19 protein-coding genes and 2 pseudogenes are annotated in these 16,944 nt (G+C 71.9%); 8 read left to right on the plus strand and 13 right to left on the minus strand.

Annotated features, from left to right (window positions below; translation table 11 throughout):
• Window positions 1–7: 7 nt before the first annotated feature.
• From nuoH to nuoB, 8 genes and pseudogenes are all read right to left on the minus strand, one after another.
• The gene (gene nuoH, locus ElP_RS12055; protein ID WP_145269572.1) at window positions 8–1,315 is read right to left on the minus strand and encodes an NADH-quinone oxidoreductase subunit NuoH; all 1,308 of its coding nucleotides are present in this window, start codon (window positions 1,313–1,315) and stop codon (window positions 8–10) included.
• An 83-nt stretch (window positions 1,316–1,398) separates the two neighbouring features.
• Complete coding sequence (locus ElP_RS12060; RefSeq protein WP_145269574.1) at window positions 1,399–1,770, minus strand: NADH-quinone oxidoreductase subunit A; 372 nt, start codon at window positions 1,768–1,770, stop codon at window positions 1,399–1,401.
• Window positions 1,771–1,831: 61 nt separating this feature from the next.
• Window positions 1,832–2,137, minus strand: coding sequence for a hypothetical protein (locus tag ElP_RS12065; RefSeq protein WP_145269576.1), 306 nt, complete (start codon window positions 2,135–2,137; stop codon window positions 1,832–1,834).
• A gap of 148 nt (window positions 2,138–2,285) precedes the next feature.
• On the minus strand, window positions 2,286–3,047 hold the full coding sequence (locus tag ElP_RS12070) for a 4Fe-4S binding protein (protein ID WP_145269578.1): 762 nt from the start codon (window positions 3,045–3,047) through the stop codon (window positions 2,286–2,288).
• Window positions 3,048–3,060: 13 nt separating this feature from the next.
• A complete protein-coding gene (locus tag ElP_RS12075) occupies window positions 3,061–3,396 on the minus strand; it encodes a XisI protein (RefSeq protein ID WP_145269580.1) in 336 nt (111 codons plus the stop codon).
• Window positions 3,384–3,800, minus strand: coding sequence for a XisH family protein (locus tag ElP_RS12080; protein ID WP_145269582.1), 417 nt, complete (start codon window positions 3,798–3,800; stop codon window positions 3,384–3,386). Before ElP_RS12080 ends, ElP_RS12075 begins: the two co-directional genes overlap by 13 nt.
• 14 nt (window positions 3,801–3,814) lie before the next feature.
• Window positions 3,815–4,957, minus strand: a complete 1,143-nt coding sequence (locus ElP_RS41145; RefSeq protein WP_390836070.1) for an NADH-quinone oxidoreductase subunit D — start codon at window positions 4,955–4,957, stop codon at window positions 3,815–3,817.
• Between the two features lie 189 nt (window positions 4,958–5,146).
• Window positions 5,147–6,841, minus strand: a pseudogene (gene nuoB, locus ElP_RS41150) (NADH-quinone oxidoreductase subunit NuoB); the annotation flags it as partial.
• Between nuoB and ElP_RS12090 the strand changes: the two are divergent.
• The 8 genes and pseudogenes from ElP_RS12090 (at window position 6,750) to ElP_RS37915 (ending at window position 11,241) form a co-directional block, all read left to right on the plus strand.
• On the plus strand, window positions 6,750–7,052 hold the full coding sequence (locus tag ElP_RS12090; RefSeq protein WP_145269586.1) for a hypothetical protein: 303 nt from the start codon (window positions 6,750–6,752) through the stop codon (window positions 7,050–7,052). The pseudogene nuoB and the gene ElP_RS12090 overlap by 92 nt on opposite strands.
• Window positions 7,053–7,120: 68 nt before the next feature.
• Window positions 7,121–7,504, plus strand: coding sequence for a response regulator (locus ElP_RS12095; protein ID WP_145269587.1), 384 nt, complete (start codon window positions 7,121–7,123; stop codon window positions 7,502–7,504).
• 149 nt (window positions 7,505–7,653) lie between these two features.
• Window positions 7,654–8,175, plus strand: coding sequence for a hypothetical protein (locus ElP_RS12100; RefSeq protein ID WP_145269589.1), 522 nt, complete (start codon window positions 7,654–7,656; stop codon window positions 8,173–8,175).
• Window positions 8,176–9,191: 1,016 nt separating this feature from the next.
• On the plus strand, window positions 9,192–9,992 hold the full coding sequence (locus ElP_RS12105) for an ATP-grasp domain-containing protein (protein WP_145269591.1): 801 nt from the start codon (window positions 9,192–9,194) through the stop codon (window positions 9,990–9,992).
• Between the two features lie 20 nt (window positions 9,993–10,012).
• Window positions 10,013–10,141, plus strand: coding sequence for a hypothetical protein (locus ElP_RS40615; RefSeq protein WP_261344418.1), 129 nt, complete (start codon window positions 10,013–10,015; stop codon window positions 10,139–10,141).
• 213 nt (window positions 10,142–10,354) lie between these two features.
• A pseudogene (locus ElP_RS12115) lies at window positions 10,355–10,633 on the plus strand (DNA polymerase beta superfamily protein); the annotation flags it as partial.
• A gap of 87 nt (window positions 10,634–10,720) precedes the next feature.
• On the plus strand, window positions 10,721–10,894 hold the full coding sequence (locus ElP_RS37910; protein WP_197446915.1) for a hypothetical protein: 174 nt from the start codon (window positions 10,721–10,723) through the stop codon (window positions 10,892–10,894).
• A 176-nt stretch (window positions 10,895–11,070) separates the two neighbouring features.
• Complete coding sequence (locus ElP_RS37915) at window positions 11,071–11,241, plus strand: hypothetical protein (protein ID WP_197446916.1); 171 nt, start codon at window positions 11,071–11,073, stop codon at window positions 11,239–11,241.
• Window positions 11,242–11,280: 39 nt separating this feature from the next.
• On the opposite strand, the gene ElP_RS12120 is transcribed toward ElP_RS37915, so the two are convergent.
• The 5 genes from ElP_RS12120 to ElP_RS12140 form a co-directional block, all read right to left on the minus strand.
• The gene (locus tag ElP_RS12120; RefSeq protein ID WP_145269593.1) at window positions 11,281–12,147 is read right to left on the minus strand and encodes a sterol desaturase family protein; all 867 of its coding nucleotides are present in this window, start codon (window positions 12,145–12,147) and stop codon (window positions 11,281–11,283) included.
• Window positions 12,144–12,710, minus strand: a complete 567-nt coding sequence (locus ElP_RS12125) for a disulfide bond formation protein B (protein ID WP_145269595.1) — start codon at window positions 12,708–12,710, stop codon at window positions 12,144–12,146. The genes ElP_RS12120 and ElP_RS12125 overlap by 4 nt, the downstream gene beginning before the upstream one ends.
• Window positions 12,711–12,826: 116 nt before the next feature.
• Window positions 12,827–13,750 (minus strand): LysR substrate-binding domain-containing protein, encoded by a 924-nt coding sequence (locus tag ElP_RS12130; RefSeq protein ID WP_197446917.1) that lies wholly within the window; start codon window positions 13,748–13,750, stop codon window positions 12,827–12,829.
• A 161-nt stretch (window positions 13,751–13,911) separates the two neighbouring features.
• Complete coding sequence (locus tag ElP_RS12135; RefSeq protein ID WP_145269599.1) at window positions 13,912–16,224, minus strand: heavy metal translocating P-type ATPase; 2,313 nt, start codon at window positions 16,222–16,224, stop codon at window positions 13,912–13,914.
• A gap of 150 nt (window positions 16,225–16,374) precedes the next feature.
• Window positions 16,375–16,857, minus strand: coding sequence for a MerR family transcriptional regulator (locus ElP_RS12140; RefSeq protein WP_145269601.1), 483 nt, complete (start codon window positions 16,855–16,857; stop codon window positions 16,375–16,377).
• Window positions 16,858–16,944 lie beyond the last annotated feature (87 nt).

Raw genomic sequence — 16,944 nt, forward strand, 5'->3', positions numbered from 1 at the left:
TCCGCACTCATCGCGACGCCCCGAGGCGGCGGGGGGCGGGGGACGGGGGACGGCCGCCCCGACTCGCCCCGTCCCGCCCGACCACCGGCGCCGGGCCCCCCGCCCGGGAGAGCCGGAGCAGTCCCGAAAGCGTCAGGATCAGGGCCGGCAGCAGCACGAGCCAGCCGATCAGGGGGCGATCGCGGCGGATCGTCAGCTCCAGCCAGGCGGCCGAGGCGATGACGTTCACCAGGCTCAGCGGGATCAGCACCTTCCAGGCGAGGTTCATCAGCCGGTCGACCCGCATCCGGGGCAGGGTCGCCCGGACCCAGAAGACCAGGAAAATGAACAGCGAGACCTTCGCCGCGAAGACGCCGATGAGCACGAGGTTGACGAGGATGACCGAGTCGATCGACCCGAGCGGCCAGGCGGTGAAGGGCAGGGTGCCGCCGCCGAGGAACAGGGCGGTCGCCAGGCAGGCGATGCCGAAGATCGCCAGGTACTCGGCCAGGAAGAAGAGGCCGAACCGCATGCCGGAATATTCGGTGTGGTAGCCGGCGATGATCTCGGACTCGGCCTCGGGCAGGTCGAAGGGGGCGCGGTTGGTCTCGGCGATGCTGGAGATCGTCAGGATGACGAAGCCGAACAGGCCCGGCGGCGAGAACAGGAACCAGCCGTGTTCGAGCTGGGCGTTGAAGATGCCCACCAGGCTGAGGCTGCCCGCCCAGAGGATCACCGGCACCATCGAGATCACCTGGGGGATCTCGTAGGAGACGAGCTGCGCGACGCCCCGCATCGAGCCGATCAGGGCGAACTTGTTCCGGCTCGACCAGCCGGCCAGGAAGATGCCGAGCACCGAGAGGCTGGCCGCGGCCACCAGGTACAGCAGGCCCGAGGCGGTGTCGACCGCCGCCAGGCCGGGATACCACCGGCCCTCGGGCCCCGGCTCGCCGAACGGGACGACGTCGGGGCGGGTCGAGGTGACGCCGAAGGGGATGACCGCCAGCACCAGGAACGAGGAGACCAGCAGGATCACCGGCGCCAGGACGTGCACGGCCGCGTCGGCCGCCCGGGGGACGATGTTCTCCTTGGTCAGCAGCTTGAGCAGGTCGGCGATCGGCTGGAGCAGCCCGAAGGGGCCGACCCGGTTCGGGCCGATCCGGTCCTGGAACCGCCCGGCGAGCTTCCGCTCGGCCAGCACCACGTAGGCCACGATCAGCGGGAAGACCAGGGCGAAGACCAGCAGCCAGGAGGCCCAGTACACCCAGGGCGGGCCCGACAACTCGGCCCTAGCCTGGGCGAGCAGCAACAGGCCCGGGACGATCGGCGGATTCACGGGTCAGTCTCCCTCAAGCTCGGCCAATGGCGCCCGGATCGGGCCGGGGCGACCCACCCCCGTCGGGCGGCCATCCCGGCCGGTCAGACCCAGCGGAGGTCCCCGGCCGCCCAGGCATAGACCAGCGCCGCGGCCAGCAGGACCAGGAAGCTGACCATCTCGACGAGCACCAGCAGCCCGAAGCCGGCCTCGGCCAGGCCGAGGTAGCTGACCGCCCACGGGTAGAGGAAGACCGTCTCGATGTCGAACACGACGAACAGCAGGGCGAAGATGTAGTACTGGACGCGGAACCGGATCCAGGTCTCCCCGGTGGTCCTCACGCCGCACTCGTAGGTCTCCCCCTTCTCCCCCGACCGCTTGCTGGGCGCGATCAGGGCGACCACCACCAGCGGGGCCACCGCGAAGGCGACCGCCGCCAGCAGCAGCAGGCCGATGAAGCCGTAGTTGGGGATCATCTCGGGCGGTCCCTCGGTCGTCGCGTCGCGTGGGTCGGGGTCGGGCCGGTCCGGGCCGGCCTCAGACCGGCCTGGGGGGAGGGCCGCCGGCGACCTCGGGGGCGGCGCCGGCGATCGCCTCGACCCGGGTATTGCCGTCGAGGGCGACCTCGGTGATCGAGCCGTCGTCCTGGCGGAGCCGGAGGGTCGGCTGGTGGCAGTAGAGGGCCTTGCCGCCCATCTCCATGCCGCCGACGGGGCGGAGGCCCTCCCGCTCGACGGTGCCGACCGTCTCGGTCATCCACCGGCGGTGGCCGACCCGGACGTACTGCACGACGCGGACCCGGGTGCCGGGCTCGTAGTTCGGCGGGGGGGGCTTCAGGAACATCGACGCACTCACCTCTCGGGATGGCGTGGAGATCGTAATCGGCCCGACCGGCCCGGGCAAGGGCCCGGGACCGGCGCCGGGCCCGGCTCCGTCGGGCCCATTGTAGCCGGTCGGGCCCAGGATTGTCCCCTCGACTCGGCCGGGTGACTCAGGCCCCGGCCGGCTGGGGCTCGGAGGCGGCGGCCTTCGCCTTCTGGAGCCTTTGCTCCTTCTTCCTCGCCACCTTGGCCCGCTCGGCGGCCTCCTCGGGGCTGGACCAGGCCTCGGGGTGCGTCCGGGCGTAGTAGGCGCTGGAGACGAGGAGGTCTTCGAGCGAGTAGACGTGCGACCGGTGCCGCTCGTAGTTCGACAGCTCGAAATTCTGGTCCATCTTGATGGCGTCGAACGGGCAGTACTCGGCGCAGAGGCCGCAGTTCATGCAGACGTCCATGTCGATGTAGAACTCCTCGGGGAGCGGCACGACGGTCCCCCGGGCGCTCTTGGCCTGGACCATCCAGATGCACTGCGGCGGGCAGACCTTCGCGCAGATGTTGCAGCTGGTGCAGCGGACGTTGCCGTCCTCGTCATCGAAGATGAGCACGGGGAGGACCCGGGAGCGTTCCCGGGTGGGCAGGCGTTCGTCGGGGTACTCGACGGTGAAGAGGCCCTCGGTGGTCGGCCCCTGGTCGACGACCGGCCCCTTGCGGTGCTCGGGGCGGTTCCACCAGAGGTCGATCGGCAGGTCGCCGCCCCCCCTCCGCTTCAGGGTCGCCCCGTGGCCGACGGTGAACGTCCGGACGAACCGCCGGAGGGTCACGAGGTGCCCGACGATCATCCCCCGGCCGTACGGCCAGATCCCCACGACCGCCGAGATCGCCGATCCGACCGGCCCGAAGAACCCGCCGCCATTCCGCCTTGTCTCGCTCGCCATTCCAATCAACCTTTCACGCCACGGCGAATCCGGTGTGCTGTCGGAGTTCCGGAGACTTGAAGCCGAGGACGATGCGATCCTTCGGGATGCCGGCATCCAGCAAATCCTGGGCGATGCCGTATTCGATGCCGTCTCGCTGGATCCAGATCTTGCCGCCGATCAGGTCGACCTGAGTGACAATCTCGTTGATCCGACGATAGCCATCCCAACCGGAGTGGATGAGCAGATATCGGTCTCGTTCGCGGTCGAAGACGACCTCGCTCGCGACCGGCTGCCGCTCGGTCGCCGGGCTGGCGAGGTTCGACAGGACCCGCTCGATGACCTCTCGATCTCGGTTCAAGTCTTCCATCGGAGGATCGTCTCCGTGTTCGGGTCGAAGCTGATCAAGGAGATGGCGTACCTCTCGATCACGACCTGGCCGATCGGCTCGAGGAACAGGCCTTCGGCAACCTCCTGTGGGATTGCCAGATAGAGCCGGCGGCCCGGATCGACCCGTTCCAGCAGCGTGAGATAGACGCAGTATTGCCCCAGCGCCGTCTCGAAGTCTGCAAGTTCCGAGGCTCCGACAAAGCTTTTGATCTCGACCGCAATCCGCTCCCCCTCTTTCTCGGCGCTGATCAGCCGTTCGGCCGCGAGGTCGACGAACGTATTCCGCCCACCCCATTTGATCGTGAACGGATCGTCGGTGATCGTCCAGCCGTCCTTGAGCAGGGCGTTGCGGACGGTGTCGTGGTAGAAGTCCCGCGCCGGCATCGCTCACGCCCCCCTCACCGGTCGACCTCCCCGAGGACGATGTCCAGGCTGCCGAGGATGCCGACCACGTCGGCGACCGTGTGGCCGAGGCACATGGCCTCCAGCGCCGTGAGGTTGATGAAGCTGGGGCTGCGGACGTGGTAGCGGTAGGCGGTCGGGCCGCCGTCGGCGACGATGTAGTAGCCGAGTTCCCCCTTCGCGTTCTCGACCCGGGAGTACGCCTCGCCGGCGGGGACCTTGATCTGGTAGCTCTTCTTGCCGGGGAGGATCGGCCCCTCGGGCAGGGCGCGGAGGGCCTGCCCGAGGATCCGGACGCTCTCCCGCATCTCCCGGAGGCGGACGTGGTAGCGGTCGTACACGTCCCCGCCGGTGGCGGTCACGACGTCGAACTCGAAGCGGTCGTAGATGGAGTAGGGGGCGGCACGTCGGATGTCGTAGGGGACTCCCGACGCCCGGAGGACGGGGCCGGCGGTCGAGAAGGCGATCGCCTGCTCCCGGGAGAGGACGCCGATGCCCCGGGAGCGGTCCTTGAGGATCTCGTTCTCCGAAAGCAGGGCGTCCAGCTCGTCGATCTTGCGGCCGAGCCGGTCGTTGACGATCGCCGAGCAGCGGTCGACCCAGCCGGGGGGGAGGTCGAAGGCGACGCCGCCGAAGCGGAAGTAGTTGCACATCATCCGGCTGCCGGCGGCCCACTCGAAGAGGTCGAGGATCAGCTCGCGCTCCTCGATGGCGTAGAGGGCCGGGGTGAAGAAGGCGCCGAGGTCGTTCAGCAGGAAGCCGATCGACCACATGTGGCTGGCGACCCGGTTCAGCTCGGCCATGATGACCCGGATGTGCTCGGCCCGCTCGGGGACCTTCGCGTCGTCCCCCATGAGCTGCTCGACGGCCAGGGCGTAGCCGTGGTTGTTGAGCATGGAGGTGAAGTAGTCGAGCCGGTCGGTGAACGGGAAGTTCATCAGGAACGTGTTCCGCTCGCCGATCTTCTCGTGATTGCGGTGCATGTAGCCCATGACGGGCTTCAGGCCGACCACCGTCTCGCCGTCGACCCTCAGGTTCATCCGGAAGACGCCGTGGGTCGAGGGGTGCTGGGGCCCCATGCTCAGGACGAACTGCTCGGTGTCCAGCTCCTGGACGTCGACGCCGGTGCCCCGGGGCATCTGGCCGAAGCCCTTGGCGTCGGCGGCGGGGTCGAGGCCGTCCCAGCCCCGGAAGCCCTTCGGGATCTTGACGTTCGAGCCGAAGGGGTTGAACTCCTCGGCGCGGTGGTGCTGCCCCCGGCCCTCCTCGATCCGGCTGGGGAAGACCTTCGCGGGGCCCTCGTAATAGGGCTCCAGGAAGTCCTTGCGGAGCGGGTAGTAGGCGAAGCCTTCCCACATGAGGATGCGGGTGAGGTTCGGGTGCCCGGAGAACCGGACGCCCATCATGTCGTAGGCCTCTCGCTCCTGGAAATCGGCCCCGGGCCAGACGCCGATCACCGAGGGGACCTCGCCCTCGCCCTCGGCCTCGGCGGCGCGGACCCGGAGCTGGATCAGGGAGCCGGGGGAGGCAGTGCTGTCGAGGTGATAGGTCAGCTCGATGCAGTCCTCGTAGTGGACGCCCTGCAGGCTGGCGAGGTAGTCGTAGCGGATCGGGTTGCGGTCCCTGAGGAAGGACGAGACGTCGAGCAGCTTCCCGGCCGGGACGAGCAGGGCGGCCCGGACGACGGTGGCGGTCCCCTCGCCGAATTCGGAGTCGAGCCGACCGGCCAGGTCCTTCAGGCCGTCGTCGCCGAGCCAGACGAGAGTCGGGCGGCTCGGGGCGACCCTGGCCTTCCTCGACGGCCTGGCGGGGGCCTTCTTCGCGGCCGTCGCGGCGGCCCCCTCGGGGACGGCCTCCCCGCGCGACTTCGCCCGGATCAGCTCGATCTTGCTCATGGCCCGGCCCGAGGGGGCGGCGGCGGATTCGGCCTGTCCGTCGGCGGCCTCCTCCGCCTCGGGGACCTCGGGGCGGGGGGCCGGGATCAGGGCGGGGCGGGGGAGGGTGGCCTCCCGGGCCTCGGTCAGGCCGGCGGCGGTGCGCTCGGCGGTCAGCTCCAGGGTCCGGACGTCGATCAGGTCGGGGCCGAGCACCGGCACGGGCACGTCCCGGTTGGCGTCCGGGTCGTACCAGGGGGTGTTCCCCTTGCGGCCGATCGCGGGGATGTCCAGCTTCTCGCCGTCGATTTTCCGCTGCAGGGTGATCAGCCCGTGCAGCAACGCCTGGGGGGTGGGGGGGCAGCCGGGGACGTAGACGTCGACCGGGAGGTACTTGTCGATGCCGGAGACGACGTTGTACCCCTCCTTGAACGGCCCCCCGCCGCTGGCGCAGGCCCCCATGCTGATGACGTACTTCGGCTCGGGCATCTGGTCATACAGCCGGGCGATCATCGGCATCATCGTCTTGGTGACGGTGCCGGACACGATCATCACGTCGGCCTGCCGGGGGCTGCCCCGGAAGACCTCGGCCCCGAACCGGGCGATGTCGAACCGGGAGCTGGCCGTGCAGATCATCTCGATGGCGCAGCAGGCCAGGCCGAACCCCAACGGCCAGAGGGCCGACCGTCGCCCCCAGTTGTAGACCGTGTCGACCATGCCGAGCAGCTTGTCCCAGCTGGTGACCAGGACGTGCCGCTCCAGCTCGGCCTGCAGGGCCGGGTCGATGGGGATGGTCCACTCGGGGCGGGCGGTCGAGGGGGTCGGCATGGCGGTGGCCCTGGCTCGGTCGAGGGGCGGCGGGGCCCGAGGACGCCCCGGCCGATCGGGGTCGGTCGGGGGTCGTCGGCTTCGGCGGGATGGCCCGGCGGGGCGTCCCGGCCCGCCTTCCCTCTGCGGACACGGGAGCGTCGGCCTCGGTGCGCGAATTGTAGACGGCTCGCCGGGATCAAACCAGCCGTTCCCTTCCCGGGGAGGGCCCGCCGACGATAATAGCGTCATGCGACCGCGGCCCCTGCAGGTGAGCGTCTCGGCCCTGATCCTCGTCGTGGCCGGCCTGGCCCTGAACCTCTGGCTCTTCCGCTTCGGCATGCTCGCCGGGATCCTCGGCCTGAGCCTGACCAAGCACGTCGCCATCGCCTGGCTCTGCCAGGTGCTCGGCGTCGACCGACGGCCCCGCCCCGGCCCCGGGGGGGGCCGGGACGGCATCCGAGGCGGGCCGGGCCCGACCTCCCTGGGGCCGACCGCGGTGCCCGCCCCCGGGCCCGGGTCCCGACGCGACCCCGGACCCGCCCGGATTTAGGTGGGCGCCGATCGCCAGGCCCGCTACAGTACCGCCGCGGGGCAAGGACGCCCCGAGGAGGATCGCCGATGCCGACGGATCGCGACGGCACGCTACTGCTCGTCGAGGACGAGGACCTCCTGCGGGGCCTCGTCTCCCAGTTCCTGCGCATCTCCGGCTTCGCGGTGGTCGAGGCCGCCGACGGCCGGGAGGCCCTGCGCCGGATCGAGGAGGACGGGCCGTTCGACCTCGCCCTGGTCGACCTGAACCTGCCACACTGCTCGGGGGTCGACGTCTGCCGACGCCTGCTCGGCCGGTGGCCCGGGCACCGGGTCATCATCTGCAGCGCCGCGATCGTCGGCGAGAACGAGGCCGCGCTGCGAGGGCTGGGGATCGACCACTACCTGACCAAGCCCTATCACCCCGAGAACCTGCTGCAGCAGGTCTCCCGGAGGCTCTCGGCCGTCGCCTGAGCCCGCCCCCGGGCCCGCTAGGCAACCCCTCGGCCGCTCGGTTAGAATGCGCGCCGGATCGAACGGCCGTCGCCCGCCCCCCCCGGACGCCCCCGGCCCCGGGCCCGCGCCGACCGCCCCGCCATCGCCCCGGACGAAGGATCACGCCCATGGCCGGCAAGCCGCAGAATCGCCTGGAGTTGCGCCGCCAGTACGAGGCCGCCGAGGACCTCGATCCGGTCGAGGACGACGCCGGCGCCGTCATCGACGAGGTCGATGAGGACGAGGAGGAACGCAAGCCCAAGAAGAAGAAGCCGGCCCCCAAGAGCAAGGCCAAGTCGACCAAGGCCGCCAAGCCCACCGCCCGGATGCGGATCGTCTGGAACGTCGTCAACGACGCCTTCAAGACCGTAGGGACCTTCGAATACGCCCAGAAGGCCGAGGCCGAGGCGAAGGCCGAGGAACTCAACGCCAAGGGCAAGGGCACCTTCTTCGTCCAGAAGGCCAAGGAGCCGATGCCCGACGACGCCCCCGGCCTGGGCGCCTCGATCTCCCGGACCACCGCCCCTCCCCCCAAGGCCGTCACCCTCGAGCCCGAGCCCGAAATCGAGGCCGAGGCCGAACCCGAGGACGAGGAGGACGAGGCCGAGGAGGAAGACGAGGACCTCGACGAGGACGACGACGAGGATTGAGTCGGGCCGAGGCCCCGCCCCCCGTCCCACCCTCCCCGGACGCCCGAGGCCGACCGGACCGCCCTCGACGGTCGGCCCACCACCCCGAGCCCGGTCGATGATCCGTCCCGGGCCGCCCCTCGGGCCCGAGTCGGGGGGCATCCGGGTGCCGCTCCACCGCCCTGCCGGCCGGCCGGGTCGATGGCCCGTGGCCGGCCCGACGGGGCGGCGGGCTGATCCGGGATCGCGATGAGTCCGGCCGCCCCGGGTCGGGGTGGCCGGGATGGAGCAGAGCGATCCCCGCCAGCCGAAGGGTCCGCGATCCGAACGATTCGACCTGAGAACAGCGATCGCCGATCAGACGTGATGCCGGCGTCGCCTTCGAGTATCATACGACGGGGGGACCCGCCGCGCCCGAACCGCCGGTCGCTCCCGGCCGGGAGGGGTTCGAAGGCGTCCCGGACCTCGAGCCCTCGAGGGTTGGTGCCTTCCGGCACGAGCCCCTCGTCCTCCATGGGCCGGAGGGACTCCGCCTTCGCCTGCTCGCGGCCCTCGGCCTTCGAGGCCGCTCGCCCCCGGCCGATCCCCGATGCCTCCCGGGAGTAGGGCCCGGATAATGGGCAATTCTCCCGAATGCCAAGTGTCCCGGAATCCTTCTTCCGTCCCCTGACCACCGTCTCGGTCCCCTCCATCGCCCTCCCGAACCCAGCCTCCCGCCGCATCACCTCGCCGGTCGGTCCGGCCCGATCCGGCATCTCCCGAGCGCCAGTCGCCCGCCCGATCGCAGCGGTGAGCCGATCCGCCGTCAGCCTGCTCTGCGGGATCGGCTCGGGCGACCGTGTCGCCCGGCCCGAGTAGGCCAACGACTACGAGCCCCAGGCCGGTCCGTACCGGTGACGATCGTGTTGCCGGTCCCGAGCCCGATCCCGCCCGATGAACCTGGCGACGACTCGCCGCATCCATCATGGTGGGGGGACGAGCCGAAGCCCGCCGGCGTCTGCTGCCGGGTCGTCCGTCGGTCGGCCCCGCCGGGGAGGATGGCCGTGGAACCGCTGCTGCTCGTGGGCCTCGACCCGCCCGAGTCCGCCGAACTCTGTCGCCGCCTCGACCGGCCCGTGCTGGCCTTCGAGACCCAGCCCCGCATCCGGGTGGACCGGGGGAGCCTGCTCGTCGAGCATCCCCGGTTCATGGGCCACTTCGTCCCCGTCGAGCGGGTCGCCTACCACGCCATCTTCGGCGACGACTTCGACTTCCTCGCCGCCCTGGCCCTCTGGGGCGGGCCGTGCCTGCCCGGCGCCCGTGGCATGATGGACCTGCGGCTCCGGTTACCCGGCCTGGTCCGGGCGCTGGCGGTCACCCGCTTCGGCGGCATCGCCAGGGGCTACGCCGACCGGGGGACGACCGTCGCCGCCGGGGGGCCGACGGTCGCCAAGTGGGGCAATTGGCATTGCGGCGAGGACAAGGCCCGCTTCGACGACGCCTGGACCGCCGAGGTGCCGACGCTCTTCGAGCAGTTCGTCGAGGGGGAGGCCGTCCGCATCGTCCTGGTCGGCGAGCACCCCTGGCAGGCTCGCATGGCGGGCGAGGGCTGGCTGAAGTCGATCCACGACCCGAGGGCCGCCTTCATGCCGATCGACCCGGAGCTGCTCGACGACGCCCGGAGGCTGGCCCACCATTTCGGACTGGCGAGCGTCGGCGTGGACTACATCGTGGCCCCGGACGGCGGGCGATATCTTCTGGAGGTCAACCACGTCCCCAACGTGACCGTCTTCCCGGAGGTCCGAGAGGCGTACCTGGATCTGGTCGCCCGCTGGGCGGGCGAGCCGGCGTCGGACTGAATCATCGAACGGAGCCCGGCATGAGCACGCTTCAACGACTGGCCGACCGGGGCCTGGTCAAGACGCCGAGGTGGCTGCCGGGCAACGTCCAGTATGAGACGATCATGGGAAGCGTACCGGCGGGGCGAATGGATCTAAAGAGCGGCTGAGACAATAGTTCGCCGAGAAGGAGTCGCAGCTGGAGCGGGCCTACGCCGAGAGCACGCTGCGGGCGACCCCGACGAGCCGAGGATCAGGACGCGGCTCCTGGCCGCCTTCGAAGATCACTACGGGAGCCTGGAGGGCTGCGTCGTGGACCCCGACCGGGCGGTCGTGGCCCTGCGGAACATCCAGGCCGAGCTGGGGCGGGTGCGGGACTTGCTATGACCGGGAGCGTGACGGCGGACGCCCTGGAGCGGCTGAGACGAGCGGTGGCCCGGCAGCCGTACCCGCTGGTCTTCGCCACGGTCGGCGGGGCGCCCCCCTACGGCTTCCCCTCGCCCGACTCGGACTACGACCTGCGGGGCTGCCACGTCCTGCCCCTGCGGGAGGTCGTCGGCCTGGGCACGGGCCGGGAGACGGTCGAGGCCTCGGCGAATGACGGCGGCCTCGAGCTGGATCTGGTCACGCACGACGCCCGCGAGTTCTTCGGCCTGCTACTGTAGAAGAATGCCTACATGCTGGATCAGCGGTCCTCGCCGTCTGCCGGACGGGCCGGACGATGGTCGCCAACAATGGGAGGGTGAGAGATGCCCAGGAGCGTCCCGAAGAGCGGCAAGCGGAATCGCCCGAAGACCGTGTACAAGGGCAAGCGGTATCTCTGCGCCATCTGCCGCAAGCGGAGCCCGAAGCCGGTGAAGACGCCCGCCCCGTGGTATTGCCCGAAGTGTCTTGCCGAGCGGGAGGAGCACCGGGCTCAGTAGGCCCCCGGCCCCGCCCACCGCTCCCCGAGGTATCGACGCCCCTCGGCCACGCCGCTGGTCCACTCCACGTCGATCCGGATCCGCTCGTGCTCCCGGACGACCCGGTAACGAAGCCTGCCCGCTCGCCGAGCCGGGCCCTGGACTCGCCCAGGGCCTTCGCCGAGAGGTCCAGGACCGTGACGTACTCGTACCCCTCGTCCAGCAGGTCGTCCGCCAGCGTCGAGGCCCCGCCGCCCACGTCGATGATCCGCCCGTCCCGGCCGATCCCGCTCGCCCGGATCAGCTCCAGCGAGAACTGGAGGCGGGGCCGATACCAGCTGACCTCGGTCGGCGCCTTGGCCTCGTAGGCCTGCTTCCGGTGAGCCTTGCGGTCCATGCCGGCACTCCTATCGGATGGCGCCCGCCGCCTCACGCTCGGGCGTCCGGGCCTCGGGCGGGCGGCGGGCGGGCTCCGTCGCCGTCGGGTCGGCGGCGAACGGCGAGCGGAGCATGCCCAGGACCGTCTGCCATCGGTCCTCGGACCAGCCGTCCAGCCCCAGTCGGACCCGCCGGGGGTCGAGGGCCGTGCGGTAGGTCCGCGCCAGCCGGTCCCAGGCCGAGAGCACCGAGGCGTAGTTGGAGTCGGTCTCGACGACCCGACGGGAGTGGTGGACCCGGTGCATCGCCGGGCTGACGATCACCAGCCGGAGCAGCCGGTCCCAGCGCTCGGGCAGGCCGACGTTGCCGTGGTGGAACAGGGTCGCCGCCAGCAGCACCGTCTCGTACAGGATCAGCGGCACCAGCCCGATGCCCAGCAGCACCAGCATCGGCAGGCGGGCCAGGGCGGACAGGAGGATCTCGCCGACGTGGAACCGGGTCGCCGTGCTGGCATCCATCTCCGGGTCGCTGTGATGGACCCGGTGGAACCGCCAGAGCAGCGGGACGGCGTGGTTGGCCCGGTGCCAGAGGTACGTCCAGCCGTCGAGCAGCACCAGGGCCAGCACGGTCGCCGCCCAGGGCGGGATCGCCGTCCGGCGGAGCAGGCCGAAGCCGGCGCCCTCGGCCCAGGCCAGGGCCAGGGACGTCAGGCCGCCCAGCAGCCCGCCCACGACGGCGACGTTGAGCAGGGCCAACGCCCAGTTCCGCAGGTCGTGCCGCAGGCGACGGGACCGGCCGACGACCAGCGGCGCCCAGGTCTCCCAGGTCCAGAAGAGCCCGAGCAGGCCGACGGCGACGGCCGCCTTGATGCGGAGCAGCAGGTCGGGGTCGTTCATGGGGTCACCGCCGGCTCGCAGCCGAGCAGGATACGCCCGCCGTCGGGGCCGTAGGTCGGGTTGGGCGGCGGCAGCGGCGGCGCACTCCGGACGCAGGCGAAGGCCAGCACCAGCCCGAGGGCGACCAGGAGCGCCACGGCGAGTGCGGACGGCCTGCCCTCCGGGCCGCGGGCCGCCCCGACCACGAGCAGCCCGGCCAGGAGGAGGTGGGCCAGGAGGCTCTGGAGCGGCACGGTGCCGAGCCCGAGCAGCCCCGCCGGGCACTCCAGGATGCCCCGCCACTCCAGCGAGACGTGGAAGCCGGCCACCCCCAGCCCGGCGACCGCCAGCGGCAGGGCGAGCCGGGCCAGCGCCCCCGGCCGCACCTCCCGGCGAAGGGCCAGGCCCACGCCGAGCACGGCCGTCATGCTGAAGACGAACGTCCGCTGGTAGAAGCACAGCGGGCAGGCCCGCAGCCCCATCCCCACGCTGAGCAGGACGCTGCCGACCGAGGCGGCCACGCCCACGACCAGGGCCGCCACCAGCCATGCGGGGGTTCGCTGCGGGCTCGACAAAGATTCCATGGCATCGCTCCCCTCGTCCGCCCGACGGGGCGGTCATGGAGTCGATCCTATGGGACACCGGGTCCGGGCAGCCCCCCGATTAGGCTGATACGCCGGGGGCGGGCCATTAGCGCCCGTTATGGGGCCGTCGCCGGGGAGGGCTGTTCCCGGACGAAGCGGAGGAAGGCACGGGCCGGCGGCGGCAAGGCCCGGCGGCGATCGACGGCCACGTAGAGGAGCCGATCCAGCCCGCCGAGCCCCTCGACGGCGACCTCGTGCAGCCGCCCCGAGGCCAGCTCCCCGGCGACCGCCTGGGCGGAGGCGAAGGCCGCCACGACGCCCCGTGCCGCCGTCTCCCGGATCGCCGGATTGCTGCCCAGCTCCAGGAGCACCGAGAGGTCGTCGAGCGTCAGGCCCAGCGGCTCCAGGGCCTTCTCCAGGCAGCGGCGGGAGCCCGAGCCCGGCTCCCGCACCGCCAGCGGCCGAGTCCGCAGCTCCTCGGCCGAGACGGACGCCCGGCCCGCCCACTCATGGCGTCCCGAGACGACCAGCGTCAGGCGGTCGGAGGCGAACGGCCAGGACTCGGCCCAGGGGGCGGCGACGGGGCGGCCGACCAGGGCGATCGTCGCCTTGCCCTGCTCCAGGGCCTCCACGGCGGACTCGCTGTCGCAGACCTCGGCGACGACCCGGATGCCGGGGTGGGCGGCCCGGAAGCGCCCCAGCAGCTCCGGCAGCAGGCACTCCGCGGGGACGGTGCTGGCGGCCAGGCGGACCTCGCCCTCGGATCCGGGCGTGTCGAGGCCCAGGGCGGCACGGGCCTCGTCGTGCAGGTCGAGGATGCGGCGGGCGTAGTCGTAGAGGGTGCGGCCGGCGTCGGCCAGCTCGACCCGGCCGGCCCGGCGGTGGAACAGCGGCACGCCCAGCTCCCGCTCCAGGGAGCGGACGTGCTGGCTGACGGCGGCCTGGGTCAGGCCGAGGGCCTCGGCCGCCCGGGTGAAGCTGGCCAGCTCGGCGGCCTTGCAGAAGGTCTCCAGGTGCGGGATCGGCCCCGTGCTCGGCATGCGATCCGCCTCGGTCATCGGCCCCCGCCCGGTCGTCGCCGGCTCGTCGCTCCCCCGAGCATAAACGATCGGGCGGGGGAGGGGCAGCGGGACGGCGCCCGGCGTCTCATCCCGGCCTCCCGGCGGGGGGATGGCCGTGGGGAAGCCCCGGGGCCGCCTCGTCAGGCCAGGTCCGCCCGCCGGAGCCTCAGGGCGTTGCCGACGACCGACACCGAGCTGACGCTCATCGCAGCGGCGGCGAGCATTGGGTTCAGCAGCAGGCTGGCCGAGATCGGGTAGAGCACCCCGGCGGCGACCGGCACGCCCAGCGCGTTGTAGACGAAGGCGAAGAAGAGGTTCTGCCGGATGTTCCGCATCGTGCGACGGCTCAGCTTCACCGCCTTGACGATGCCCCGCAGGTCGCCCCGGACCAGGGTCACGCCCGCCGACTCGATGGCCACGTCGATGCCCGTCCCCATGGCGATCCCCACGTCGGCCGCCGCCAGCGCCGGGGCGTCATTGATCCCGTCGCCGGCCATCACCACCCGACGGCCCTCGGACCGCAGGGCCACGACCCGATCGTGCTTCTCCTCCGGCCGGACCCCGGCCCGGAACTCGTCGATGCCCAGCGTCTCGGCCACGGTCCGGGCCGTCGCCTCGTCGTCGCCGGTGAGCATGATGATCCGCAGGCCGAGGTCGTGCAGGGAACGGACCGCCTCGGCCGTCGTGCCCTTGATCGGGTCGGCGACGGCCAGCAGCCCGGCGAATCGCCCATCGACGGCCACGTGCACGACGGTCCGGCCCTGACGCCGCAGGGCGTCAGCCCGCTCCTCCAGCGGGCCGAGGTTGTGGATCCCGGCCTCGGCCAGCAGCGGGCGGTTGCCGACCCGGACCTCCCGGCCCTCGACCCGGCCGACGACGCCGCCCCCGGTCACCGAGTCGAATCCCTCCACGGCCGGGACGGCGAGGCCCCGCCCCTCGGCCCCCTCGACGACGGCCCGGGCCAGCGGGTGCTCGCTGTTTCGTTCCACCCCGGCGGCGAGCCGGAGCAGGTCGGCCTCCGAGAACCCCCCGGCCGGCTCGCATTCGGTCAGGCTCGGCCGCCCCTCGGTCAGCGTGCCGGTCTTGTCGACGACGACCGTATCGACCTTCTCCAGCGTCTCCAGGACCTCGGCGTCCTTGATCAGGATGCCCTCCCTGGCCCCCCGGCCGACGCCGACCATGATCGACATCGGCGTGGCCAGCCCCAGGGCGCAGGGGCAGGCGATGATCAGCACGGCCACGGCGTTGACCAGGGCCCAGGCCAGGGCCGGCTGATCCGGGGCGGCGATCATCCAGGCGAGGAAGGTGAGGACGGCGATCCCGACGACGGCGGGGACGAAGTAGCCGGCCACGAGGTCGGCGAGCCGCTGGATCGGCGCCCGGCTGCGCTGGGCGTCGGCGACCATGGCCACGATCTGCGAGAGGACCGTCTCCCGGCCGACCTTCTCGGCCTCCATGAGGAACGAGCCGGTCCGGTTGACCGTGCCGCCGATGAGCGGGTCGCCGGGCCGCTTCTCGACCGGCATCGGCTCTCCGGTGAGCATCGACTCGTCGACGGCGCTGCGGCCCTCGGACAGGCGGCCGTCCACCGGGATCTTCTCGCCGGGCCGGACCCGCAGGGTGTCGCCGTGCCGGACCACCTCCAGGGCCACCTCCTTCTCCTCGTCGTCCCGGACGATCCGGGCGGTGGGCGGGGCCAGCGAGAGCAGCTCCCGGATGGCCCCGCCGGTGCGACGCCTGGCCCGCAGCTCGAGCACCTGTCCCAGGAGGACCAGCGTGACGATCACGGCCGCCGACTCGAAGTAGACCTCCAGCCGGCCGTGGTGCCGGGGGGCCTGGGGGATTAGGCCGGGGGCCAGCACGGCGACGAGGCTGTAGGTGTAGGCCGCCCCGGTGCCCAGGGCGATGAGCGTGAACATGTTGAGATGGCCGGTGACGACGGACCGCCCGCCCCGCTCGAAGAACGGCCAGCCGGCCCAGAGGACCACCGGCGTGGTGAGGGCCAGTTGCAGCCAGAGCTGGGCCGTCGTCCCGCCCCAGCGGTCCGTCGGCACGCCGAGCATCGGCAGCATGGCGAGCAGCACCACGGGGACCGTCAGGGCGACGGCGACCCGGAATCTCCGGGTCATGTCCCGCAGCTCGGAGTCGTCCTCGGCCGACCCCGGGCCGACGGACTTCGGCTCCAGGGCCATGCCGCAGATCGGGCAGGGGCCGGGCCGATCCCGCTCGATCTCGGGGTGCATCGGGCAGGTGTAGACGACGGGCCGGCCCTCCGGTGCGGGCTCCCGGCGGTCGTGGTGCTGGTCGAGCGGGGCGTGCCCGGCCGGCTCGCCGTCGGCGAGGAACCTCCGGAGGCAATGCTCGCTGCAGAAGTAATGGGTCCGCCCGTCCCGCTCGGCGACGAGCCCGCCCGACTCGTCCACGGTCATGCCGCAGACCGGATCGATCGCCATGGTCTCGTACTCCCTCCCGTGATCGCCGGGGCGCCCCGGCATGGTGATGTCCCGGTCCCCGAGCACCCGGACGGGGCCGGGATGACCTGCCGCGGGGGCGACGGGGCGTTCCTCTTCACGGGCCGTCGCAGCGATCGGCCCGAGTCGTCCTCACGACGGAGACTTCGCGTGCCGCTTGCCTCGGCCGCCCGCCGCCCCCTGAGGATCGCCGGTCGTCGTCGTTGCCTCGTCCGGACGGTCGATCGTCGCCAGGATCGGGCAGTCCTCGGCGGGGCCGTGCCCGTGGCAGGTCCGCTCCAGGGCCAGCAGCACGTCCTTGATCCGCAGGAGGTCACGGACCTTGGCCTCGATGTCCTCGACCTTGCCCCGCACCCGCTCCCGTACGTCCGAGCGGGTCGCCGCCGGGTCGTGCCGCAGATCCAGCAGCTCGGCGATCTCCTTCAGGGTGAAGCCGAGTTCCTTGGCCCGGCGGATGAAGCGGAGCCGGTCCACCACGCCCTCGTCGTACTGCCGGTAGCCGGAGGCCCGCCGTTCGGGCTCGTGCAGGAGCCCCTGCCGCTCGTAGAAGCGGACGGTCTCCACGCCGACGCCGGCCCGGCGGGCGACATTTCCGATGGTCAAGGGCTTCTCCATCGCACGACCTCCCGAGAGGCGTCCTCGTCGAGCTACGGACATTATCGACCCCGTACCATACTACAGGGTCAAGGGGCATCCCGGATT

It is taken from the genome of Tautonia plasticadhaerens (genome assembly GCF_007752535.1).
In the GTDB taxonomy this organism is placed as follows: Bacteria; Planctomycetota; Planctomycetia; order Isosphaerales; family Isosphaeraceae; genus Tautonia; species Tautonia plasticadhaerens.

Excerpts from the sequence above, each read along its gene's own strand:
- ElP_RS12125 (WP_145269595.1), bottom strand. The coding sequence starts at position 12,710 with ATGGAATCTTTGTCGAGCCCGCAGCGAACCCCCGCATGGCTGGTGGCG.
- ElP_RS12120 (WP_145269593.1), bottom strand. The coding sequence starts at position 12,147 with ATGAACGACCCCGACCTGCTGCTCCGCATCAAGGCGGCCGTCGCCGTC.
- ElP_RS12140 (WP_145269601.1), bottom strand. The coding sequence starts at position 16,857 with ATGGAGAAGCCCTTGACCATCGGAAATGTCGCCCGCCGGGCCGGCGTC.
- ElP_RS12080 (WP_145269582.1), bottom strand. The coding sequence starts at position 3,800 with ATGCCGGCGCGGGACTTCTACCACGACACCGTCCGCAACGCCCTGCTC.
- ElP_RS40615 (WP_261344418.1), top strand. The coding sequence starts at position 10,013 with ATGAGCACGCTTCAACGACTGGCCGACCGGGGCCTGGTCAAGACGCCG.
- ElP_RS12060 (WP_145269574.1), bottom strand. The coding sequence starts at position 1,770 with ATGATCCCCAACTACGGCTTCATCGGCCTGCTGCTGCTGGCGGCGGTC.
- ElP_RS12070 (WP_145269578.1), bottom strand. The coding sequence starts at position 3,047 with ATGGCGAGCGAGACAAGGCGGAATGGCGGCGGGTTCTTCGGGCCGGTC.
- ElP_RS12135 (WP_145269599.1), bottom strand. The coding sequence starts at position 16,224 with ATGGCGATCGATCCGGTCTGCGGCATGACCGTGGACGAGTCGGGCGGG.
- ElP_RS12130 (WP_197446917.1), bottom strand. The coding sequence starts at position 13,750 with ATGCCGAGCACGGGGCCGATCCCGCACCTGGAGACCTTCTGCAAGGCC.
- ElP_RS41145 (WP_390836070.1), bottom strand. The coding sequence starts at position 4,957 with ATGCCCCGGGGCACCGGCGTCGACGTCCAGGAGCTGGACACCGAGCAG.
- ElP_RS12105 (WP_145269591.1), top strand. The coding sequence starts at position 9,192 with ATGGCCGTGGAACCGCTGCTGCTCGTGGGCCTCGACCCGCCCGAGTCC.
- ElP_RS12100 (WP_145269589.1), top strand. The coding sequence starts at position 7,654 with ATGGCCGGCAAGCCGCAGAATCGCCTGGAGTTGCGCCGCCAGTACGAG.
- ElP_RS12075 (WP_145269580.1), bottom strand. The coding sequence starts at position 3,396 with ATGGAAGACTTGAACCGAGATCGAGAGGTCATCGAGCGGGTCCTGTCG.
- ElP_RS12095 (WP_145269587.1), top strand. The coding sequence starts at position 7,121 with ATGCCGACGGATCGCGACGGCACGCTACTGCTCGTCGAGGACGAGGAC.
- ElP_RS37910 (WP_197446915.1), top strand. The coding sequence starts at position 10,721 with ATGCCCAGGAGCGTCCCGAAGAGCGGCAAGCGGAATCGCCCGAAGACC.
- ElP_RS12065 (WP_145269576.1), bottom strand. The coding sequence starts at position 2,137 with ATGTTCCTGAAGCCCCCCCCGCCGAACTACGAGCCCGGCACCCGGGTC.
- ElP_RS12090 (WP_145269586.1), top strand. The coding sequence starts at position 6,750 with ATGCGACCGCGGCCCCTGCAGGTGAGCGTCTCGGCCCTGATCCTCGTC.